General features: G+C 46.5%; 21 protein-coding genes and 1 pseudogene. 8 read left to right on the top strand and 14 right to left on the bottom strand.

The annotated features are described in order from the left end of the window. The first annotated feature begins 212 nt into the window (after window positions 1-212). Entirely contained in the window at window positions 213-1124 is a 912-nt protein-coding gene (locus tag AMS66_RS09715; RefSeq protein WP_053780606.1) for a helix-turn-helix domain-containing protein, read from the top strand. Between the two features lie 66 nt (window positions 1125-1190). Here the strand turns inward: AMS66_RS09715 and AMS66_RS09710 are convergent, their stop codons facing one another. Together AMS66_RS09710 and AMS66_RS09705 are read right to left on the bottom strand one after the other, a co-directional pair. After that, the gene (locus tag AMS66_RS09710) at window positions 1191-2582 is read right to left on the bottom strand and encodes an aldehyde dehydrogenase (RefSeq protein WP_053780653.1); all 1392 of its coding nucleotides are present in this window, start codon (window positions 2580-2582) and stop codon (window positions 1191-1193) included. 97 nt (window positions 2583-2679) lie between these two features. Further along, on the bottom strand, window positions 2680-2982 hold the full coding sequence (locus tag AMS66_RS09705) for an ArsR/SmtB family transcription factor (RefSeq protein ID WP_053780605.1): 303 nt from the start codon (window positions 2980-2982) through the stop codon (window positions 2680-2682). 198 nt (window positions 2983-3180) lie between these two features. Between AMS66_RS09705 and AMS66_RS09700 the strand changes: the two genes are divergently transcribed. The 5 genes from AMS66_RS09700 (at window position 3181) to AMS66_RS09680 (ending at window position 7238) form a co-directional block, all read left to right on the top strand. Beyond that, window positions 3181-3912 (top strand): GntR family transcriptional regulator, encoded by a 732-nt coding sequence (locus AMS66_RS09700; protein ID WP_082350635.1) that lies wholly within the window; start codon window positions 3181-3183, stop codon window positions 3910-3912. Window positions 3913-3959: 47 nt separating this feature from the next. Beyond that, window positions 3960-5027 carry a mannonate dehydratase gene (gene uxuA, locus AMS66_RS09695; protein WP_053780604.1) on the top strand — a complete coding sequence of 356 codons (1068 nt, stop codon included), beginning with the start codon at window positions 3960-3962 and terminating at the stop codon, window positions 5025-5027. Next, the gene (locus AMS66_RS09690) at window positions 5024-5887 is read left to right on the top strand and encodes an SDR family oxidoreductase (protein ID WP_053780603.1); all 864 of its coding nucleotides are present in this window, start codon (window positions 5024-5026) and stop codon (window positions 5885-5887) included. Before uxuA ends, AMS66_RS09690 begins: the two co-directional genes overlap by 4 nt. Before the next feature lie 225 nt (window positions 5888-6112). After that, on the top strand, window positions 6113-6841 hold the full coding sequence (locus tag AMS66_RS09685) for a DUF421 domain-containing protein (protein WP_053780602.1): 729 nt from the start codon (window positions 6113-6115) through the stop codon (window positions 6839-6841). Between the two features lie 25 nt (window positions 6842-6866). Further along, entirely contained in the window at window positions 6867-7238 is a 372-nt protein-coding gene (locus tag AMS66_RS09680) for a DUF4363 family protein (RefSeq protein ID WP_053780601.1), read from the top strand. A gap of 60 nt (window positions 7239-7298) precedes the next feature. On the opposite strand, the gene AMS66_RS09675 is transcribed toward AMS66_RS09680, so the two are convergent. The 7 genes and pseudogenes from AMS66_RS09675 to AMS66_RS09645 all read right to left on the bottom strand — a co-directional run bounded on the left by AMS66_RS09675 (window position 7299) and on the right by AMS66_RS09645 (window position 12816). After that, window positions 7299-8006, bottom strand: coding sequence for a M50 family metallopeptidase (locus AMS66_RS09675; RefSeq protein WP_053780600.1), 708 nt, complete (start codon window positions 8004-8006; stop codon window positions 7299-7301). Between the two features lie 46 nt (window positions 8007-8052). Further along, the gene (locus AMS66_RS09670; RefSeq protein ID WP_053780599.1) at window positions 8053-8529 is read right to left on the bottom strand and encodes a hypothetical protein; all 477 of its coding nucleotides are present in this window, start codon (window positions 8527-8529) and stop codon (window positions 8053-8055) included. 202 nt (window positions 8530-8731) lie between these two features. Further along, window positions 8732-9811: a metal ABC transporter substrate-binding protein gene (locus AMS66_RS09665; RefSeq protein WP_053780598.1), complete on the bottom strand. Its 1080-nt coding sequence runs from the start codon at window positions 9809-9811 to the stop codon at window positions 8732-8734. Further along, window positions 9798-10691: a metal ABC transporter permease gene (locus AMS66_RS09660; RefSeq protein ID WP_053780597.1), complete on the bottom strand. Its 894-nt coding sequence runs from the start codon at window positions 10689-10691 to the stop codon at window positions 9798-9800. The genes AMS66_RS09665 and AMS66_RS09660 overlap by 14 nt, the downstream gene beginning before the upstream one ends. Next, window positions 10637-11344, bottom strand: coding sequence for a metal ABC transporter ATP-binding protein (locus tag AMS66_RS09655; protein WP_053780596.1), 708 nt, complete (start codon window positions 11342-11344; stop codon window positions 10637-10639). The genes AMS66_RS09660 and AMS66_RS09655 overlap by 55 nt, the downstream gene beginning before the upstream one ends. Before the next feature lie 49 nt (window positions 11345-11393). After that, window positions 11394-11543, bottom strand: a complete 150-nt coding sequence (gene rpmG / locus AMS66_RS09650) for a 50S ribosomal protein L33 (RefSeq protein WP_024631975.1) — start codon at window positions 11541-11543, stop codon at window positions 11394-11396. Between the two features lie 74 nt (window positions 11544-11617). Further along, a pseudogene (locus tag AMS66_RS09645) lies at window positions 11618-12816 on the bottom strand (GTP-binding protein). Between the two features lie 363 nt (window positions 12817-13179). Here AMS66_RS09645 and AMS66_RS09640 point away from each other — a divergent pair. Together AMS66_RS09640 and AMS66_RS09635 are read left to right on the top strand one after the other, a co-directional pair. Beyond that, on the top strand, window positions 13180-14217 hold the full coding sequence (locus AMS66_RS09640; RefSeq protein ID WP_053780595.1) for a permease: 1038 nt from the start codon (window positions 13180-13182) through the stop codon (window positions 14215-14217). A 131-nt stretch (window positions 14218-14348) separates the two neighbouring features. After that, window positions 14349-15332, top strand: a complete 984-nt coding sequence (locus AMS66_RS09635) for a TIGR03943 family putative permease subunit (protein ID WP_053780594.1) — start codon at window positions 14349-14351, stop codon at window positions 15330-15332. A 78-nt stretch (window positions 15333-15410) separates the two neighbouring features. On the opposite strand, the gene AMS66_RS09630 is transcribed toward AMS66_RS09635, so the two are convergent. From AMS66_RS09630 to deoC, 5 genes are all read right to left on the bottom strand, one after another. Next, complete coding sequence (locus AMS66_RS09630) at window positions 15411-16712, bottom strand: pyrimidine-nucleoside phosphorylase (RefSeq protein WP_053780593.1); 1302 nt, start codon at window positions 16710-16712, stop codon at window positions 15411-15413. Window positions 16713-16944: 232 nt separating this feature from the next. Next, window positions 16945-17652, bottom strand: coding sequence for a purine-nucleoside phosphorylase (gene deoD, locus AMS66_RS09625; RefSeq protein WP_053780592.1), 708 nt, complete (start codon window positions 17650-17652; stop codon window positions 16945-16947). A gap of 146 nt (window positions 17653-17798) precedes the next feature. Beyond that, window positions 17799-18977 carry a phosphopentomutase gene (deoB, locus tag AMS66_RS09620; protein ID WP_053780591.1) on the bottom strand — a complete coding sequence of 393 codons (1179 nt, stop codon included), beginning with the start codon at window positions 18975-18977 and terminating at the stop codon, window positions 17799-17801. Window positions 18978-19007: 30 nt separating this feature from the next. Then, the gene (locus tag AMS66_RS09615) at window positions 19008-20198 is read right to left on the bottom strand and encodes a NupC/NupG family nucleoside CNT transporter (protein WP_053780590.1); all 1191 of its coding nucleotides are present in this window, start codon (window positions 20196-20198) and stop codon (window positions 19008-19010) included. A gap of 274 nt (window positions 20199-20472) precedes the next feature. After that, complete coding sequence (gene deoC / locus AMS66_RS09610) at window positions 20473-21123, bottom strand: deoxyribose-phosphate aldolase (RefSeq protein WP_053780651.1); 651 nt, start codon at window positions 21121-21123, stop codon at window positions 20473-20475. Window positions 21124-21181: the final 58 nt, after the last annotated feature.

Below are 21181 nucleotides of genomic sequence, written 5' to 3'. Positions count from 1 at the left end.
ACGATGACCCCTCTCAAAATGGTTTGCATACGTTTTCATTAGCCCCATCCTACCATGGGCATTCCACGATAGACCATGGTCAAATCAATCGGATATTTACCCAAATCAAGCTAATAGACTATAATACAATAAAGCGGTTACATCTGTTTCGATTTTATCATATCTCCATCACTCCGTTCAGGAGCAACTATAGATTATTGAGGGGGTCTTCCATGTCATCCACCTATTTGCCTCCCGCCTTGGGAGAGAGTGTACATGAGGTATTTTACCCGGATGTACAAACAACGGTGAATTTGTTCGCTATTCATTTGCGAAGTGTCGGGGGGGACTGGGACTATCCAGCCCATGAACATCCGCAATATGAGCTGAATTATGTAACGGAAGGCGAACAACACATGACTGTGAATGGCAAGCTGTATATTCAAAAGGCTGGCGAATTGCTCCTGATTCCTCCAGGAAGCATTCATTCCAGCCTGAGCCATAATGGTAAGGGGTTTACGTATTTTTGCATGCATTTTGATATTGATGATCAGTTATTTCTCTCTTTGCTTGCACGAATCAAGCAGGTTTTGTTCGATGCAGATAGTCCAGTTACCCGCCAGATCGAGCCTGTACTTCGAAAATTGATGTCTTCTGCGGACAATCGGGCGGCGAGTACGATGGTACAGCGCATGCAGCTGCAATCGGCGGTATTTGAATTGTTCGGCCATTTATGGGAGGCCGTCTCTCAGGAAGCCGCTCAATTGTTCACGGACGGATATGAGAAAATCGAGCTGGCCCATCAAATTCGTAATCGGCTGCAAGGCCTGGTAAGTCAGCAGTTCAAGCAAGGACGTGAGTCAGACAGCCATTATGGCATTGATGATATTGCAGCCGAGCTGGGCATCAGTTCCTCACATTGTAACCGTGTATTTCGGCAGGTGTATGGTCAGTCTCCACGTGTATATTTATCTGAAATGGTTCTGCATGAAGCCAAAGTTCTGCTGGGTAATCCCAAGTTGTCGGTTCACAACATTGCTGCCATGCTTGGTTACAAGGATATTGCCCATTTCAGTCGTCAATTCAAGCGCTGGTCAGGTATTTCTCCTACACGCTATAGACAGGAGCAACCTGCTCCTGAATGAGTATCATTCATTGAACATCATTCTAGTATGGCATTTAATTTGTGTAAGATTAAAATGTCGGTTCTTTTATTTTAATAGACGTTTAATCGTCTTCAGCTTGTTATCGTAAGGCGGATATAAAATCGACAAGTTCAACCTGGTGCTCTTTTTGAGCACACTTTTCATATGAGAGAAGGTCTCCAGGCTGTAACGCCCATGATAAGAGCCAAGACCTGAATGTCCTACCCCTCCAAACGGCAGTCGCGGGTTGGCCACGTGGGTAATCGTATCGTTAATACAGCCGCCTCCAAAAGAAACCTCACGCATCACTTTATCCTGTAACTGGGTATCGGATGTAAAGAGGTAGAGCGCCAGCGGTTTCGGCCGCTTCACAATACCTGCAATCGCCTCATCAATATGGGTATAACTGATAATCGGCAGGATGGGACCAAAGATCTCGTCCTCCATCGTGGCCGCTTCCCACGATTCGGCATCAATAAACGTCGGTTCAATAAAGCGATCTTCCTCATCGGATTGACCACCAAAGATGATATGATCCTGATCGCGTTCAATAAGGGTCGTGAGACGTTTGAAATGGGCCTTGTTGACGATTCGCCCATAGTCTCGATTGTGCTGGATATCTGTTCCAAAGAACGACTTCACCGCTGCTTTCATTTCGGCAATCAATGGATCTTTCACCTGTTCATGTACAAGCAGATAATCTGGTGCGATGCAGGTCTGACCCGTATTGAGGAGCTTCCCCCATATAATTCGCTGTGCAGCGACTCTTAGATCTGCATGCTTATCCACGATAACCGGACTTTTACCGCCAAGCTCCAGTGTAACTGGAACGAGATTTTTGGCAGCAGCCTCCATGACGATTTTGCCCACTGGCACACTTCCAGTAAAAAAGATGTAGTCAAATGGGGCGTTAATAAGCGCGGTGGTTGTGTCTCTGGCTCCTTCAAGTACTTGAACGTAAGCTGGTTCGAACACGGAGGTAATCATCTCGCGAATAACAGCGGAGACGGCCGGTGTGTTCTCAGATGCTTTGAGGACTGCCGTATTGCCTGCTGCTAACGCGCCAACCAGTGGTTCAATTAACAGCTGGAATGGATAGTTAAAAGGTCCAATAATCAATACGGCACCATAAGGCTCAGGCATAATATAACTTTTGGAACCGATAAGCGCGAATTGGGTTCTAACTTTCACCGGCTTGACCCATTTCTTCACTTGCCGAATGGTGTGCGTGATACTATCCAGCATAAATCCGATCTCTGTCGTATACGATTCGAACTCACTCTTGCCCAAATCCTGATATAGCGCCTCAGTTAATCGGATCTCATACTTCTGAATCGCCTGTTTTAACCGGGTTAAATGTGCAATGCGAGCCTCGGCCGAACGGGTAGCCCCTGAGCGGAAAAATTCCCGCTGCTGTTGTAAAATTTCCTCGACTTCATGTTCGCTTAATTCCTGCATGACACTCATATAATCCTACTCCTCTTTCGAGTTAATGATGATTCGTTTAAACATACGAACGTAAAGCCCACATGCCTAGGCATGTTAACGTTTCTTGCTATAAGCACTCCTCTTCCAACGCTCCAACCAGTTCCTTCAATAGTTCCACCGAGGACCTTAATGAAGCGGAGTAATATCGCTGTGTCCCCTTTTGTTCCACAGAGATGAGCCCTTTCTCAAGCAACAGCTTGAGATGGTGGGATATAGCAGGCCGGGATAGGCTGAACTGTTCTGTAATTTCATTCACCGTCATGCTGCCCTTCTCGCTGAGAGCAAGTAAAATGGCCTGACGATGGTTGTCGCTTAATACCTGGAATAAGGGAATGCAGGTTTGAAAAATAGATAATGCTTTTTGTCCCATGGTTTCACCTCTAATAAGTTCTAAAGATATTATGTTTGTAGCGTCTATTCGTTTAAACATTTAAACCTAATAACTATATTTTACTCCTCGAACCTGCGAACAACAAGCCATGCCCGATAAATTATATGATAAGTTAGATAAAAGCGCTTCCATACTACCATACAAGTATGGTAGTATGTCTTTGAAGGAGTTGAATTTATGGAATATCCCCCAAGGTCTTCATCCAAAGCCGATTTATTATCATCCTTAATAAGCCCGTCTTCTCTGAACAAGCAGACATTCTCTTCGCGTGATGCGGTCTATACGACGTTGAAGCAGTTGATTTTGAGCTTGAAGCTGCCTCCCGGTACCGCCATCTCCGAGAAGGAGATTTCGCTTGAGTTCAATGTGAGTCGGACCCCTGTTCGAGAAAGTTTTGTCCGATTATCACAGGAAGGTCTGCTGGAAGTATATCCGCAGCGGGGTACCTATGTATCTCTGATTCAAGTGGATCTCGTGGAAGAAGCACGATTCATGCGTGAACAGCTTGAGCGTGCCGTCATACGGCTGGCCTGTGTGCAATTTCCGGATGAACACATGAAGATATTGGAACAGAACCTTGCACAGCAGCAGGAATGCATACTTGAACCGGATGATGATCGAATGTTCGGATTGGATGAGGAATTCCATAGTACTCTCTTTGCAGGCTGCAACAAAAGTAATACCTGGTCCGTGATCCAGCATATGAACGTGCATCTGAACCGGAGCCGGATGCTCCGCCTGTCTTCGGACCATCATTGGGATCACTTGCTTGAGCAGCATCGATCCATGGTTCAGGCGATACAACAGCACGATGCCCATACGGCGGAGCACATTATGCAGGAACATCTGCATTTAACCGTCACGGATCTGGCTGTCCTGCGGGATACATACCCTTCCTATTTTCAATAATGATGGATATACCTGTTCTTTAAACTAATCTTGATGAGGTGAATGTGATGAGAATGGTTTTTCGATGGTTTGGAGAAGGCAATGATACCGTAACACTTGACCACATCCGGCAGATTCCCGGTGTCGAAGGCATTGTATGGGCACTGCACGATGTTCCGGCAGGTGAGGAATGGCCCATGGACAAAATTCTGGCAGTCAAAGCCGCTGCGGATAAGGCCGGGTTACATCTGGATGTCGTTGAGAGTGTTAATATTCATGAAGATATCAAACTCGGTCTGCCTACACGTGATCAATATATTGAGAATTACAAAAAAACGATGGAAAAACTCGCCCAGGTAGGTGTTAAAGTCATCTGTTACAACTTCATGCCGATCTTCGATTGGCTGCGTACCGATATGCATAAGGAGATGGACGACGGCTCTACTGCCCTCTTCTACGAGCATAAGAAACTCGCCGATATTGAGCCTCTTGAACTGGTACGCCGGATTACCGAGAATTCAGCTTTAACCATGCCTGGCTGGGAACCGGAACGATTGCAGTATTTAACAGGTCTGTTCGAAGCCTACAAGGATGTAACAGAGGAAAATATGTGGGAACACGCCCGTTATTTCCTGCAGGAGATCATTCCTACTGCTGAGCGATTAGGTATTCGAATGGCTATTCATCCGGATGATCCGCCATGGCCGATCTTTGGTCTGCCCAAGATTATTACGAGCCAAGACAATATTCGCAGATATCTGAACCTGTATGATAGCCCTTATAATAGTGTGACTCTGTGCAGCGGTTCGCTTGGAGCCAATCCGAATAATGATATTATCGGCATGATCCACGAGTTCAAGGACCGTATCCCTTTTGCCCATATCCGTAATGTTAGAATCTATGATAATGGTGACTTTATCGAGACCTCTCACCGCAGTCAGGATGGAAGTGTCGATATCGCAGGTGTTGTGGAGGCCTATCATGATACTGGATTTGAAGGTTATGCACGACCTGACCACGGGCGTCATCTCTGGGGTGAACAATGCAGACCGGGTTATGGACTCTATGATCGGGCTCTGGGAATTATGTATCTGTGGGGCGTCTGGGATTCCCTGCAAAGGAGGTCAAAAGCATGAATGACTTTGCCAAAGAAAGATCAACCCGTTTGGAAGGCAGAACAGCCGTAATTACAGGCGGAGCAGGTGTTTTGTGCCGTTCTATGGCTGAAGAGCTTGCGTGGCATGGCGCAAGTGTAGCCATTCTGAACCGGACCGTATCCAAAGGGGAAGAAGTCGTTGCGGCAATCGAGGCTCAAGGCGGGAAAGCGATCGCTGTAGCTTGTGATGTAACCCAGGCCGATAGTGTTATAGCGGCAGCAGCTGTTGTACAGGAGAAGCTAGGCCCTTGCGATATCCTTATTAACGGCGCAGGTGGCAACCATGCCAGCGCCAATACCACGAATGAAATTTTCAGACAGGAAGATTTGGAGCAGCCGGATATCACTACTTTTTTTGATGTAAGTGTCGAGGGATTCCGTCAGGTGATGGATCTGAATTTTGTCGGGTCGCTCATCCCTACTCAGATTTTCGCAAGACAAATGATTGAACGTGATGTTCCAGCTACCGTCATTAATATTTCATCCATGAGTGCCCCCTCGCCCATGACTAAAGTTCCTGCGTACAGTGCAGCGAAAGCCGCGATTAACAACTTCACGCAATGGCTGGCGGTACATCTGGCAGAATCGGGAATCCGGGTAAATGCCATTGCACCAGGGTTCTTCCTGACTGAGCAGAATCGTAATCTGCTGCTTAAGCCCGACGGCTCGCCGACAGAGCGTTCAAGCAAGATCATTGCACACACGCCTATGCGGCGTTTCGGCAAACCGGAAGATTTGCTGGGTACGCTGATGTGGCTGGCTGATGAACGGCAATCCGGTTTTGTTACAGGTACGGTTATACCTGTGGATGGCGGGTTCATGGCCTATTCCGGTGTATGACCTCTGTTCTATTTCATGAATCATTTAAATCAAATCTATGTACCTCATCATCATCCGAAGCCTGGGTTACTATCCAGGTTTCGTTTTTTTTGCGTTCAAGAATAAGAATATCCAGCCTAGGAAAAGCTTGTATTAGTCCGCTAAACCGGAGTGTACATGAAAGATTGGACTCCAGCGTCAAGATTTCACATATCGTATGGCGAAGTGAAGGAAGGTGATACATTCATGATGGAAGAAACATGGGTTGTTGCTGTACGGTCTATTATCGCCTTTTTGACCCTGATCATCTATACAAGGGTGCTGGGCAAACAGCAAATGGGCAACTTGACGTATTTTGATTACATTAACGGCATTACGATCGGTTCCCTTGCAGGTACATTTGCGACGGATCTATCTTCCAAAGCGTGGATTCATTTTGTAGCCTTGACCATTTTCACAATCATCACGATCGTCTTTCAGTATATTACGCTGAAAAATCGTACGATCTCCAAACTGATGGACTCTGATCCTACACTGGTCATCCAGAACGGTAAAATTCTTGAACAGAACCTGCATAAAATGCGTGTGAAATTCGACGAATTGACCATGATGCTGCGACAAAAGGATGTATTCGACATCACTACGCTGGATTATGCCATTCTTGAACCGGACGGCAGTCTCTCTGTGGTGTTGAAACCGGAAAACCAACCGGTAACGGCAAAAGATATGCATATGCATCCTGCCAAGCGCAAGCTGATGACCGAGATTATCATTGACGGCGTCCTGATTAAGCAAAATCTGAAGGAACGAAACAAGGATACCAACTGGCTCAGTGAGCAGCTTAAGAAGCAAAAAGTAACAATACAGGATATTGCTTTTGCCGCCATATTGCCTAACGATAAATTGTATATTGATCTGTTCGAGGATAAGATCACCGATAAAATCGATATGGGCGATTATGAGGGGCCTTTCTAACCCTTTACATGAAGGAGGCGGTTGAATGAAAACGCGTTTCTGGTTGCTGTATGTGCTTCCGATCTGCCTCTTGCTTGTGTTCACAGCGATTATGGTTAGCGGGACCTTTCTCAAGAAGCCCTTTGGCGCTGATGATCGCTTGCTTGAGTCTATACACAAACTGGAAAAGCAGGTCGAAGGCAAACAATGGACGGAAGCCAAATCTCAAGTTAATTATGCAATGAATGCCTGGGAAAAAATCGTCAATCGCATCCAGTTCAGTGTGGAGCGTGAGACGATCTACGATATTCTCGGTACCCTGGCAAGGATCAAAGGCGGCGTTGCTGCAGAAGATGATAAGGCGATCATGGAAGAAATTTATTACTTTTATGTGCTATGGGACAATCTTGGAGATTGACCCGAAGACACGCAAGAAGGCACTCTCCTTTTATGAAAAAGGAAGTGCCTTCTCTGTTTTCTATACGTTACGCCCACGTAATCCACGAGATTTTGACGGCCTTGTCGTGCTTTCTTTTCGGAAAAAGAGCGTAAGTGCTCCCTTCGCACACCACAGTGCAAACAGTGCAAATAACGTTCCCCAGAATAGCGCTGGGAGGAATGTTTGCTGAGCCAGATTGGCTGCATCCCCTGCCCGGGACGGCTGTGTCCAAGACATTAGCCCAACGTACATGGCACTAACTACGGACTCTTCCAGTGTAAGAAAAGCCAGTAACAAATAATAGAATTTTGCGATTCTGGCGCCAAAAATCATAATCACAACATTCAGGGCACTAAAACCTGTAAGCCAGAGCATGCCGAATTCTCCCCTTACATAGAAGAGAAGCGACACAAGAGCTACACCAGTCATGATTCCGAGTCCCCACATGTGCCGTCCTTTCCGGTATAGATAGAATAACAGCCAGGCAAAGAGAGATGCCGTGACATAACCCGCCAAGGAAACTAATATAGATCTTCCTGGTGTCAACATGGATGAATATGTAACGCCGCTGTGATCAGCGTATAATTCAATACGCAATACTTTGCCGGATAACAACAGTGTTACCAGTGCATGGCCAAATTCGTGAATCATCGTATCCAGGTTGCGGAACAATGAAGAAAACGGGATAAAGCGGGTCAGTATTGCTGAACCCACCAGAAACAGTATGGTTTTGAGCCATTTATTCAATCCGGTCCTACCTCCCTGCCTCCGAGTAAAAATGCCTATCACTATACTACGTGACTACGCTGTAATCGTTTCGATCCATGAAATGTGCGGCGCAATATTGCATCCACCAGCAGAAACTCCGGTTATGACCGATGAAAAAAGAAGACAAATCATAACGCCCCGTTCCTGTCTCCAGTGTGACCAGTAATCTGTTGCGCATCTGTGTCAGGGCATAAGTCACAAATCGATCGGCTGCCTCATTTTGTACAAGTGTAACATAGGCATAAAGAGAATGATCCACCGGTTCATCGAGTGGGCTTACACCAGCACAAGAAAACTCGGTACGTACACCTGCTCTGTGAAGCAAAGTCAAGGCATCGACAAGCTCAGCATCCACTTCAACATCGTTCCAAATCTCCGTTCTCTTCGCTGCTACCGTCTGCTTCTCGCGTTCCGTCCACTGCATTAACTCCAGTTTGCGTCTTCTCCATAGATGGGCAGGCTGCTGGCTTAACAGCACTTCCTGTTCTTCATTTAAATCCATAAGCGTGTCCTCCCGTTCCCTCCGTAATCTCCGGTCACCTTGAACAACGAAAAGAGCACATCCCTGTGCTCTCTGCGTGGCAAAAGGCAAAGGAATGGCACAGCCATTCCTCAGCATGTTGTATTATTGTACCTTTTTCGATGACAGGCATCAAATGGATTATCTTATTCGTAAATTCCGCTTGTTAATGAAGTATAAAGTACTATTCATTCAGTGCCAGTTTCAACGCCTCCAAATTCTGTCGCATTACACCGATGTAGTCCATTCCTGCAGCGATTTCCTCTTCCGTCAACCCTTCGATCGGGTTCAACACAGCCGTTTTGGCCCCTACTTCACTGGCGATGGTCTCTGACACTTTGGATGAAACCAACGTTTCGAAGAAAATCGTCTTCACCTGATGCTCCTTTGCAAAATCAATAACGGCTGCCATTTGCGCTGCGGAAGGCTCTTGTTCAGGGGACAGACCGGCAATCGGTACTTGCTGCAGACCATATTCCTGTGCAAGATAGCCGAATGCAGCATGTTGTGTGATGAAATCTTTCCGTTTGCTGTCCACTACAGCCGTTTTGAAATCCTGATCCAGTGCCTCCAGTTTGGCAACGTAGGCGTCGGCATTTTGCTTGAATTGCTCAGCATGTTCCGGTGCAGCCTGTGCCAGTCCAGCCTCGATATTACGTACTTCCTTCACGGCCAGTGCAGGTGACAGCCATACGTGGGGATCAAGTCCGCCGTGATCGTGGTCATGTGTATGTCCTTCTTCTGCCTCGGCGGCATGATCGTGATCATGCTCCTCTGTCGTGGCTTCATCCGCATGGTCATGCGTGTCCGTTGTATCGGCATGTTCGTGTTCATGCTCATCTTCTTCTGAACCTTCCAGCAGATCGATCCCATGGCTCGCTTCCACTTGAATGAGTTTGGCATTGGTCAGACTATCCGTAACTTGATCGATCCAGGATTCCATACCCGCCCCATTATAGACAAGTACATCCGCTTTCTCGATGCTCGCAATATCCTGTGGTGTTGGCTCCCAATCATGCGGCTCCATACCCGCAGGAACGAGTGTATGAACATTGGCCAGATCGCCAGCCACATTTTTGGTGAACTCATACATCGGATAGAAGCTGACTTCAACGTTCAGTTTGGCCTCTTCGGTCTTTGCTGGTGCTGGCGTGTTAGCCGGGTTGGTACTGGAATCGGATGCTGCCTGTTTTTGTCCACAACCCGCTACGATGAGTGTAAGACTGAATAATAGTGCAAGAGCTGATTTTTTATTGAATTTCATGTGTTGTATTCTCCCTTGAATGTATGAATAGAGTTGCGCGTTGTTGTTTTCTCTCTTTACGATGACGTTTACGGTTATATCGTGCAATCAGCTTTTGTGCTGATATTCCAATCAATAGAAAGACCAACAGGATGAGAGCAATGGTTCCTCCCGGCGGTGTGTTTAAATGGTATGAGGTTGTCAGTCCACTGAAAATACCTATTAATCCGGTGACGACGGCGATAACAATCGCTGCTGCAAAGCTGCGTGACAATCTTAGTGCGAGCGCAGCGGGCAGTACAATTAATGCAGACACAAGCAATACGCCGACAATCGGCATGGCTGAAGCAACGGTCATTCCTGTCAGAACGGCAAATGCAAATGATAAACCTTTAACCTGAATGCCTCCGATGGAAGCTGTCTCTTCATCAAACGTCAAATTGTACAATGGCCTTCTGAGCACGATGAAAAAAATCAGTCCGATAACGCACACAGCCGCCATAATCCATAGCTGCATATCACTAACTGCAACGATGGAACCGAACAAGTAGGAGCTGAATGTCTTGGACAGATTGGTTTTCAGACTCATGAGCACCACAGCAAGGGCCAGCCCGGATGTCATAATGATCGCTACAGGGACCTCGCTATAAGTCAGGTAATTTCGCCGGAGTTGTTCCACCAGCAATGCACCGATAATCGCAATCGCAAATCCACAGATCACCGGATCCAGGTTCATTACGGAACCCAGGGCAACCCCAGCCAATGAAACATGGGATAGCGTATCCGCCATCAGCACCTGACGTCGAAGCATCAGGTAGACTCCCAGAATCGGAGCAATGACTCCAATCAGTCCACCTGCCCAGAAAGCACGCTGCATGAATTCGTACTCAAACACTGCCATTCCTCACTTTCTTGCCGTTCCAGGGTAATGGTCCGGTCCAATCGGTTGCCCATCTCTTCCAGTCCGTGGGTTACCATAATAATGGTCAGCCCATGGACATCAGCATAATGGCGCATCAGATCATAGAACCCTTCACGGCTGCGCCGATCCATCCCTGTAGTCGGCTCATCCAGAACGAGTACCTGCGGCTCGCCTGCCAAGGCTCTGGCAATACAGATTCGCTGCTTTTGTCCACCCGACAGTTCGCCAACCCGGGCGTTGCGGTATTCCCACATGCCGACTTCCCGCAAGCTGCGCTCCACAATGGCTTCCTGCTCGGATGTGAATCTGCGGAACAAGCCGAGTTTACGGTAACATCCGGATCGCACCAGTTCGATCACCGTACTGGGAAATCCACTATTGAATGATGCGACCTGTTGGGGTACATATCCGATGTTCAGCTTGCTGCCACGTACGGACTGTGCGTTCATATGTACCGTGCCGCTCCATGGCTGTAAAAGCCCCAGCAGCAATTTCAGCATGGTTGTTTTCGCAGAACCGTTGGGTCCTGTAATGCCCACAAACTCCCCTACATGGATATCCAGCGACAGTTGGTCAATGACAGGCTCTTTGCCGTATCCGAATACCACATCACGCATGGAAGATAGAATCATGGTTTTTCCTCTTTTCGTAAATATTACGATGTAAAAATGACAAAAAAAATTATCTTGTTTCCCGGTGAATCGTCATCTTCTTCAATCGTGGTGAATACTTCTTCAATTCGATCCGTTCCGGATGGTTACGCTTGTTCTTGGTTGTTGTATAGTTGCGATCTCCGCACTCGGTGCAGGCTAAAGTTACAATGACTCTCATGGATATGGCCTCCTTTGTTCTATTTATTCGTAATTATTACTATTTAATGATATTAGCCTATGCTTTTTCTTTTGTCAACTCCATGCTGGAAATGGATCTTTCAGTTCTCGCCAGTTCGTATGCATCTCAGCGTCGGTAAGAAGTGTCTCATCCAGCGTCCGTTCAATCTCCGCACGGTCCATATCAATCCCAATGAACACCAGTTTCGTTACCCGATCTCCCAACTGCTCATCCCAATCCGGAATAGGTGGAAGTGTATTACCAAAATGCATTTGTCGCTCTTCCTCACTCATCGCACCTACCCACAATCCGGCAGGTCCTAACTGCTTCGATGTTCCCGCGTGACTGAATGACACCGCCATATGATTACGTGTTGCCAGCCACATTAAGCCTTTGGAACGTACGATAGTTTCGGGCCATTTCGCAATCCAGCGCAGCAAACGTTCCGGATGGAACGGACGTTTTCGGTGGTACACAAAGGAGTGAATGCCATATTCCTCTGTTTCGGGTGTGTGTTCTTCCTTCATTAACTCGCGGATCCAACCCGCAGACTGGCTTGCTTTTTCAAAGTCAAACCGTCCGGTATTCAATATCTCCCTCGGGTCGATCTGTCCATGGGTTGTACGAATAAGTCGGGCTTCCGGCTGCATCGCATGCAGTGCTTTCTCAAGCTTGAGCAGTTCGTCCTCAGACACCAGATCACACTTGTTCAAAATCAGCACATCACAGAATTCAACCTGATCCGTCAGCAGATGAACGATTCCCCGTACATCGTCCTCTCCGGCTTCCTGCCCCCGATCCTTCAACGTTTCTTTGGAATAGAAATCGCGCCAGAACTGGGCAGCATCCACTACCGTTACCATCGTATCGAGCCGCGTAAACTTCGTTAAATCATTCCTCAGTTCTTCGTCAATGTACGTAAATGTCTGGGCAACGGGTACAGGCTCCCCAATGCCTGTCGATTCAATCAATATGTAGTCAAAGGAACCGTCCAGCGCAAGCCGCTCTACCTCTCTCAGCAAATCCTCACGCAACGTGCAGCAAATGCAGCCATTGGACATCTCTACCAGCTTCTCATCAATACGTGATAATCCACCGCCATCCCGGATCAAGTCAGCATCAATATTAACTTCACTGAGGTCATTCACAATTACAGCAACTCGCATGCCCTCTCGATTATGGAGCACATGGTTAAGCAAAGTCGTTTTGCCTGCCCCAGATATCCACTTAATACGGTCACTGGAGCTCGGGGTTGTACCTGTTGTTCTGTCATTTCAATGACTCCTTTCTATTTATCCTCTCAAAACTAAAAACGGAATGCTATGTAGCTTCCACTCGACCAATAGGCTGAAAATAACAATTATTTAATAGTAATAGTTACGATTAACAACTCAAAATATACCTGCACCTTGTTTCTTTTGTCAACATTATCAGTTTCTAAAAGCTCTATACCGAAATCGAGTCTGGGAGATCGTTCGCACTTACGTGGAATGTAGCTCATTTCAGGGCAAATATAACGTAACTGCATGCTCAGACGTGTAAATCGTAAAAATGTTGATTAATTAAAGGGATCGAGTATGATGCGTAAGGTACAAGCATATATTTTACCAAAGTCCTGGTTCTGGAGGTCTATCCCATGAAATTGGCAGCCAATCTAAAGCTCCTGTCATTCCTTATACCTTGTGCATTTCTTGTTCCCGTGTTGATCACGTTGGCTCCCGATCTGAAAGAGGCATGGAACAGTGAAGCCTTACAAAATATGAAAACGATATTCATCAGCATTTTCCTCGAAGCGGCTCCATTTCTGCTCATAGGGGTGTTGTTATCTTCATTTATGCAATGGTTTGTTTCTGGAGAAATGGTACGAAGGCTAACTCCCAAAAACCCCGTTGGAGGGGTCCTGGTAGCCGGTCTGCTAGGAATCGTTTTTCCGATCTGCGAATGCGGGATGATTCCGGTTGTCCGCCGATTAATGCACAAAGGTATGCCCGCCTACATTGCGGTCACGTTTATTTTAAGTGGTCCTGTCGTAAATCCAATTGTATTTACTGCAACCTTACTTGCATTTCCGTCCCATCCGGAAATTGTGATTGCGCGTATGTTGCTCTCTTTTGCCGTGGCTGCCTTAATAGGCATTTTGACGTATGTGTTTGTTCATCATAATCCGTTGAAAACACCTAAACGACGTGGATCAGCCATGGTACAAACTCATCCCAGATTTAAAATGGTAAAGCCTCATTCACATTCAGCCGATCATGATCACGCGCACGATAAAAACTGGCGCAGCTTTTTCATCCATGCGGGTGACGAATTTGTCGATATGAGCAAATATCTGGTGATTGGCGCTCTAATTACAGCCTGTATCCAGACATTTATCAGCCGCAGTGATCTCATCTCTCTAGGTAACGGGCCTGTCGCCTCCTATTTATTCATGATGGGCTTTGCGTATGTATTGTCTCTCTGTTCGACATCCGATGCATTCGTAGCCTCTGCCTTCTCTCACACGTTTGCGTTAGGACCGTTGTTATCCTTTCTCGTTCTCGGTCCAATGCTTGATTTCAAAAGCACACTGATGCTGCTCTCCACCTTCCGTACCCGGTTTGTTATTGGCTTGAGCCTGGCGATTATTATGTTGGTTTTCGCAGGGTCGTGGTTGATTAACCTTTTGGCATGAGCACTTATGAATATGTTTAATGACATTAATTATTAAGTGTATGAACTTTCATACGGGTACAATGGGTTCGTTCGCCCGCGTATCCGAGAGAGCATTCACGAAGTCACGATCTGATCAAAAGAGGTGATTACATGAACCATTCTGATTATATGATGTCTCAAGCTTCTGTTTCAAAATCTCCCTCCATCCAATGGCATAACCTGATTCGTGCGCTTTGGATTGGCGGGTTGGCTGTATACATCATTCATTTGAATTCAAGCGATTCTCTTCATTATTATCTGGCACCAACGATGCAACGATTGCTTCTCTGCTGTCCTGTTCCCTTTTTGTTTATTGCCGCTATCATGGCCTGGCACGGACTGTTTGGCAATAAACAGCTCCATTGTGACTGTGAGCATCCGCCTCCTTCAGGATTAGTACGCAGCTTGCTGATCTATGGCTTGATTGCCATCCCTTTAGTACTTGGCTTTCTTTTACCCGATCAGGCACTAGGTAGTTCCATGGCCAGTCAAAAAGGCATGTCACTATCCTATGGTCCTCCGGAGATTCGTCGGAAAGAGACTTTGCCTGATGCCACAGAACTGGACATTAAAGATCTTTCAAAAAAAACAGCAACTGTTGAATTATCTGCGCCTGCCGCGAAAGTACAATTCATTCCCCCGGATGAGTACAGTCGGGAATTCGCCGAACTGGCGGAAAAGTTATATGCGGAATCGGTCATCAAGGTATATCCCGAAATCTTCTCCGAGACATTGGGTTCCATCGACATGTTCCAACGACAATTTGCAGGCAAGGCTATCTCCCTTACCGGGTTTGTATATCGAGATAAAAGTATGGATCATGAATCGCATTTTGCATTAGGACGATTTCTGGTGATGTGCTGCCCCGCAGACGCGGCCCCCTTTGGCGTGATGATTCATGTACCGAATGCAGACAGCTTCTCTACAGACAGTTGGGTACAAATCGATGGCACGATTGGATCGGCTCAAGTGAACGGTGAGGACACCATTGAGATTCGGGCGACGAAAGTAACGCCTGTCGATCAGCCATCCACTCCATACATTTATACCAGTGCAGATTCAGTTATGGCATATGATATGATAGAGGACAAATGAGAAAAGACCCGAAGCTAAGGAATGCATAGCTTCGGGTCTTTGAATTTCAATCAGACATTAGGTTGTCTGCCTTGTGTATTATTCCGTTACGATATCATGTACCAGCACAGGAGCATCAGCATGATCCGAAATCGTAATGTTCTCTTTAATTTTCGCAATAACGTCTGCCACATCTTCACGATTGGCATGGATCGTTACGAGGGATTCGCCAGCTTTAACCTGGTCGCCCACTTTTTTATTGAGCATCAAGCCCACGGCGAGGTCGATTTCGGATTCTTTCGTTGCACGGCCTGCACCAAGCAACATTGCAGCAGTACCGATTTCGTCAGCGACGATACCAGCTACATATCCGTCTTTATCCGCTGGTACTTCAACCAGATATTTCGCTTGTGGCAAGCGATCCGGGTGATCTACAACTGAAGCGTCTCCGCCTTGGTTTGCCAGGAAGTCCTTGAATTTCTCCAGTGCTTTACCATTCTGGATCACTTCTTTCAATTTCTCCTCTGCGTGCTCCAGGGAGTCTGCTTTGCCAGCAAGGAATACCATTTGACGTCCAAGCGCCAGACAGAGTTCTTCCAGATCTTTCGGTCCTTTACCTTGCAGCGTGAGAATGGCTTCTTTCACTTCAAGCGCGTTACCGATAGCGAGACCCAGTGGTTGGGACATATCGGAAATGACAGCCATCGTTTTACGGCCTACATTGTTACCGATGCTTACCATGGCATGTGCCAGTTCTTTCGCATCTTCCTTAGTCTTCATGAATGCACCAGCACCTGTTTTAACATCCAGTACGATGGCATCGGCACCCGCTGCAATTTTCTTACTCATGATAGAGCTGGCGATCAGTGGGATGGAGTTAACAGTAGCTGTAACGTCACGCAAAGCATAAAGCTTTTTGTCCGCAGGCGTGAGGTTGCCACTCTGACCGATAACGGCCACTTTATGTTCGTTAACGAGTCGGATGAACTCTTCTTTCTCCAGCTCTACATGGAAGCCTGCAACGGATTCCAGTTTATCTGTTGTACCACCTGTGTGACCCAATCCACGTCCGGACATTTTGGCAACAGGAACATCCAGAGCAGCAACGAGTGGTGCCAGTACTAGCGTTGTGGTATCGCCCACGCCTCCTGTGGAGTGTTTGTCTACTTTGATGCCTTCGATTGCGGACAGATCGATTGTCTCGGGCGAGTTCACCATGGACATGGTCAAATCTGCGCGTTCCTTGTCCGTCATATCCTTGAAGAATATTGCCATCGCCCAAGCGCTGACTTGATAATCCGGGATTTCTCCTTGTGTATATCCTTGAACAACAAAATCAATCTCAGCTGTTGTCAGTTCTTTTCCGTCGCGTTTTTTGGCAATAATGTCTACCATTCTCATGATGATCTCTCCTCGTGTAAGTGATTTGTATAGAACACTTTGTTGTTGGTCCGTTCCGACCCCGGATCGTTCTTTCGATCGCTGTTGTCTCCAAATTTCTTTGAATAACCTTTGAAAGGTTGAAATTCGGAGGCAAAGGCGAACGCTTCGCTTCTTCAGAATCGATTCCGGTTCCTCCACTACGCTCGTGGAACAAAAGTTTCGATTAAAATCATTAAATATTTATAATAAACTACAATGTAATTGCTGTTTCCAGTGCGACAACCATCATGTCGTTGAACGTTTTTTGGCGTTCTTCGGCGGAAGTTTCTTCACCTGTCAGCAAGTGATCACTTACAGTAAGGATGGTCAGTGCGTTCACACCAAATTTGGCAGCGAGTGTGTACAGTGCTGTTGTTTCCATCTCAACGCCCAGTACGCCGTGCTGCATCAATTTCTCAGTCACGGAACGGTCATCACGATAGAAGGAATCGGAGCTGAATACGTTACCGACGTGGATCTTCATGCCTTTTGCTGTTGCACGGTCAAAAGCTTCTTTCAGCAGGGAGAACGTCGCGATCGGGGAAAAATCATATCCGCCAAATACGAGCTTGTTCATGCTGGAATCGGTACATGAAGCTTGAGCAAGGATAACATCACGAACACGTACGTGTTGCTGCATGCCTCCACAAGTACCTACACGAATCAGGTTTTTCACACCATATTCGCTGATCAGTTCGTTGGCATAGATGCTGAACGATGGAATCCCCATGCCCGAGCCTTGCACCGAGATACGGTGTCCTTGATATGTACCCGTGAATCCGAGCATTCCGCGAACCTCGTTGTAACAAACGACATCTTCAAGGTACGTATCTGCAATAAATTTTGCACGCAATGGGTCTCCTGGCAAAAGGATTGTTTCAGCGATATCTCCCGGTTTAGCTCCAATATGTGTACTCATGATTAAATCTCCTCCAGTTATCCATAGGTTTGAATGAAGGCCAGGGACCGGAGCAGCCGAAGCTGCCCCAAAGGTTATCCTGTCCAATTTTATGTTCCAAGAAAATAACAGCTTTCCCCAAGTTCAGTTAAAGATCAGAAATCTGACTATTTCAAATCCTTCAGGAAGCTTGTGCCGTATTCCGGCAGTTTCACACCGAAGTTCTCGGCTACCGTTGCACCAAGATCGGCAAACGTACTGCGCAATTCAAGCTTTTTACCCTCGCTGAAGCGCGGGGAGTACACAAGCAACGGTACATACTCACGTGTATGGTCTGTGCCGCGGTACGTTGGGTCATTACCATGGTCTGCTGTGATGAGCAGGAGATCATCGTCCGTCATTTTGCTGAAGATCTCAGGCAGACGAGCATCATACTCTTCAAGCGCTTGAGCGTATCCTTGTGGATCACGACGGTGACCGAACAAGGCATCGAAGTCAACCAGGTTCAGGAAGCTGATCCCAGTGAACTCTTCGTCCATCGTTTCAGATAGTTTGTCCATACCATCCATGTTAGAGACGGTACGTACGGACTTGGTTACGCCTTCGCCATCGTAAATATCTGCAATTTTCCCCAGTGCGATGACATCAAATCCACCGTCTTTGAGTTCATTCATAACGGTACGACCAAACGGTTTGAGCGCATAATCATGACGATTGGATGTACGTTTGAAGTTCCCCACTTCACCTACGAATGGGCGTGCAATAATGCGGCCCAGCATGTAAGGATCTTCGAGTGTAATCTCACGGCAGAACTCACAGATTTCATACAGTTCTTTCAGTGGAACAACGTCCTCGTGTGCTGCAATTTGCAGAACCGAATCCGCGGAAGTGTATACAATCAAGGCGCCAGTTTTGACATGCTCTGCACCCAACTCATCCAAAATTTCAGTGCCGCTGGCCGGTTTGTTACCGATCACCTTGCGGCCTGTTTTTTTCTCAATGCGCTGAATCAATTCATCCGGGAACCCGTCAGCGAATACGCGGAAAGGCGTATCAATGTACAGACCCATTAGCTCCCAGTGACCTGTCATGGTGTCTTTCCCTCTCGATGCTTCCTGCATCTTGGTATAAAAGGCCTTTGGTGCGTCCGCTACAGGGACACCTTCAATTTCCTTAATATTGGACAGTCCAAGACTGGCCATATGAGGCATTTTCAGCCCTCCATGTTCACGTGCAATGTGTCCAAAGGTGTCGACATCGAAATCATCGAATTCCGCCGCATCCGGCGCTTCACCTATTCCCACTGAATCCATAACGATCAGATGTACTCTTTTAAATGTTGACATAACTTAAGCACTCCTTCCAATAATCCGGCTTTACAAGAACAGTCCGGCGATGATCGCAGACAGCACGCTGACAAGCGATGCACCGTAAAGCAGTTTCAGACCGAAGCGGGCCACCACATTACCTTGTTTCTCATGAAGTCCCTTCACCGCGCCGGCAATAATACCGATTGAGGAGAAGTTGGCGAACGATACGAGGAAGACGGATACGATCCCTGTTGTTCTTGCAGACAATGTAGTCTGTTTGGTCAGATCAAGCATGGCAACGAATTCGTTGGATACCATTTTGGTAGCCATAATACTTCCCGCTTGAATCGCTTCCTTCCACGGAACACCCATAATGAAGGCAAATGGCGCAAACACATAACCAAGCAGTTCCTGGAACGAAATACCGAGCACTGCACTGAAGATCCCGTTAACAAGTGCGATCAAAGCAACAAAACCGATTAACATCGCTGCTACGACGATAGCAACTTTGAAACCATCCAAAATGTACTCGCCCAGCATTTCGAAGAAGGACTGTTTTTCTTCTTCCTGTACTTCCAATATATCTTCTTCCTCTGAAACCTCATAAGGATTCACGATGGAAGCAATGATAAAACCGCCAAACAGGTTGAGCACAAGTGCCGTAACCACATATTTCGGATCAATCATGGACATATAGGCACCGACAATTGACATCGATACCGTGGACATCGCCGAAGCACACAAGGTGTACAGCCGATGTTTAGGCAACAACCCAATTTGTTTCTTCACAGAAATGAACACTTCAGATTGCCCCAATACAGCCGAAGCAACCGCGTTATATGATTCCAGTTTGCCCATTCCGTTGACTTTGCTTAATACCAGACCAATATATTTTATAACAAAAGGCAAGATTCGGATATACTGCAATATCCCAATGAGCGCTGAGATGACAACGATCGGCATCAATACACTGAGGAAGAATGGTGCGCCCCCACTGTCTGCACCAACGGTAGTCAAGCCACCGAATACAAATGAGATACCGTCATTCGCATAGCCAAGCAAACTTTCAAATACAGTCGCGAAACCGCCAATCAAAAAGGTACCGATTTCTGTGTTCAACAATGCGTATCCCAATATTACTTGTAAAACAATCATGATGATTAGTGGGCGATAACGGATCTTCTTCTTACCGTTGCTGACCAGATAAGCTAGTCCAAAGACAACAAGTATACCAAGAAGGGCAATTAGGAATTTCATTCTATCTCTCCTTTGAAGGTAGTCAAGCCGGATGTTCATTCAGCTCAAAGGTTTCCCATGTATGCGATGAATTAACCTTTCAGAAAACGAGTGAAGCGCTTACAATAAATTCGGCCTTTTGTGATTCTATTCTAAATTATAATATGGAAAAACTTGCTCAGCTTTAAAGCTTGTTCTTCACATCCATTCAGAGATATGAAGAACAAGCTGATACCCTTATAAAGCTTTCAAGCATTCATCTAGTGAAATTTAATCGAAGCAAGCTTTTCACGAATTAATAATTAGATGAAGATTGTTCGCCTTGCATGATTTTCACACCGGAACTTGCGCCAATGCGAGTTGCTCCTGCATCGATCATTTTTTGCATATCTTCCAGGCTACGCACGCCGCCAGAAGCTTTAACACCAACATCTGGACCTACGGTACGGCGCATCAAAGCGATATCTTCTGGCGTTGCTCCACCCGTGGAGAAACCTGTAGACGTTTTGACAAAATCAGTTCCAGCTTTTACTGCTGCCTGACATGCACGTACTTTTTCATCATCCGTCAACAGACAAGTTTCAATAATGACTTTCACCAAAGCTTTACCCGCTGCTGCTTCAACAACTGCACGGATATCCTGTTCCACAACATCATCTTTTCCGTCTTTCAAAGCACTAATGTTGATGACCATATCCACCTCGGTAGCACCTTTGGCGATGGCGTCTTTGGTTTCGAATACTTTCGTCTCGGAAGTGGAAGCTCCCAGAGGGAAACCGATAACGGTACAAATATCTACGCCAGTACCTTGAAGCTGTTCAGCAGCATAAGCAACCCAGCCCGGGTTAACACATACAGAAGCAAACTGATATTGTTTCGCTTCTTCGGTCAATTTGGCCATTTCACTTTGTGTTGCATCTGCACGAAGCAAGGTATGATCTATCATTTTGGCTAATTGTGGTGTAGTCAATTGAATCTCCCCTTATCTGAACTAGTTATTTTCT

The organism is Paenibacillus xylanivorans, from assembly GCF_001280595.1.
Lineage (GTDB): Bacteria > Bacillota > Bacilli > Paenibacillales > Paenibacillaceae > Paenibacillus > Paenibacillus xylanivorans.
This window is presented reverse-complemented; position numbering and strand designations above follow the sequence as displayed.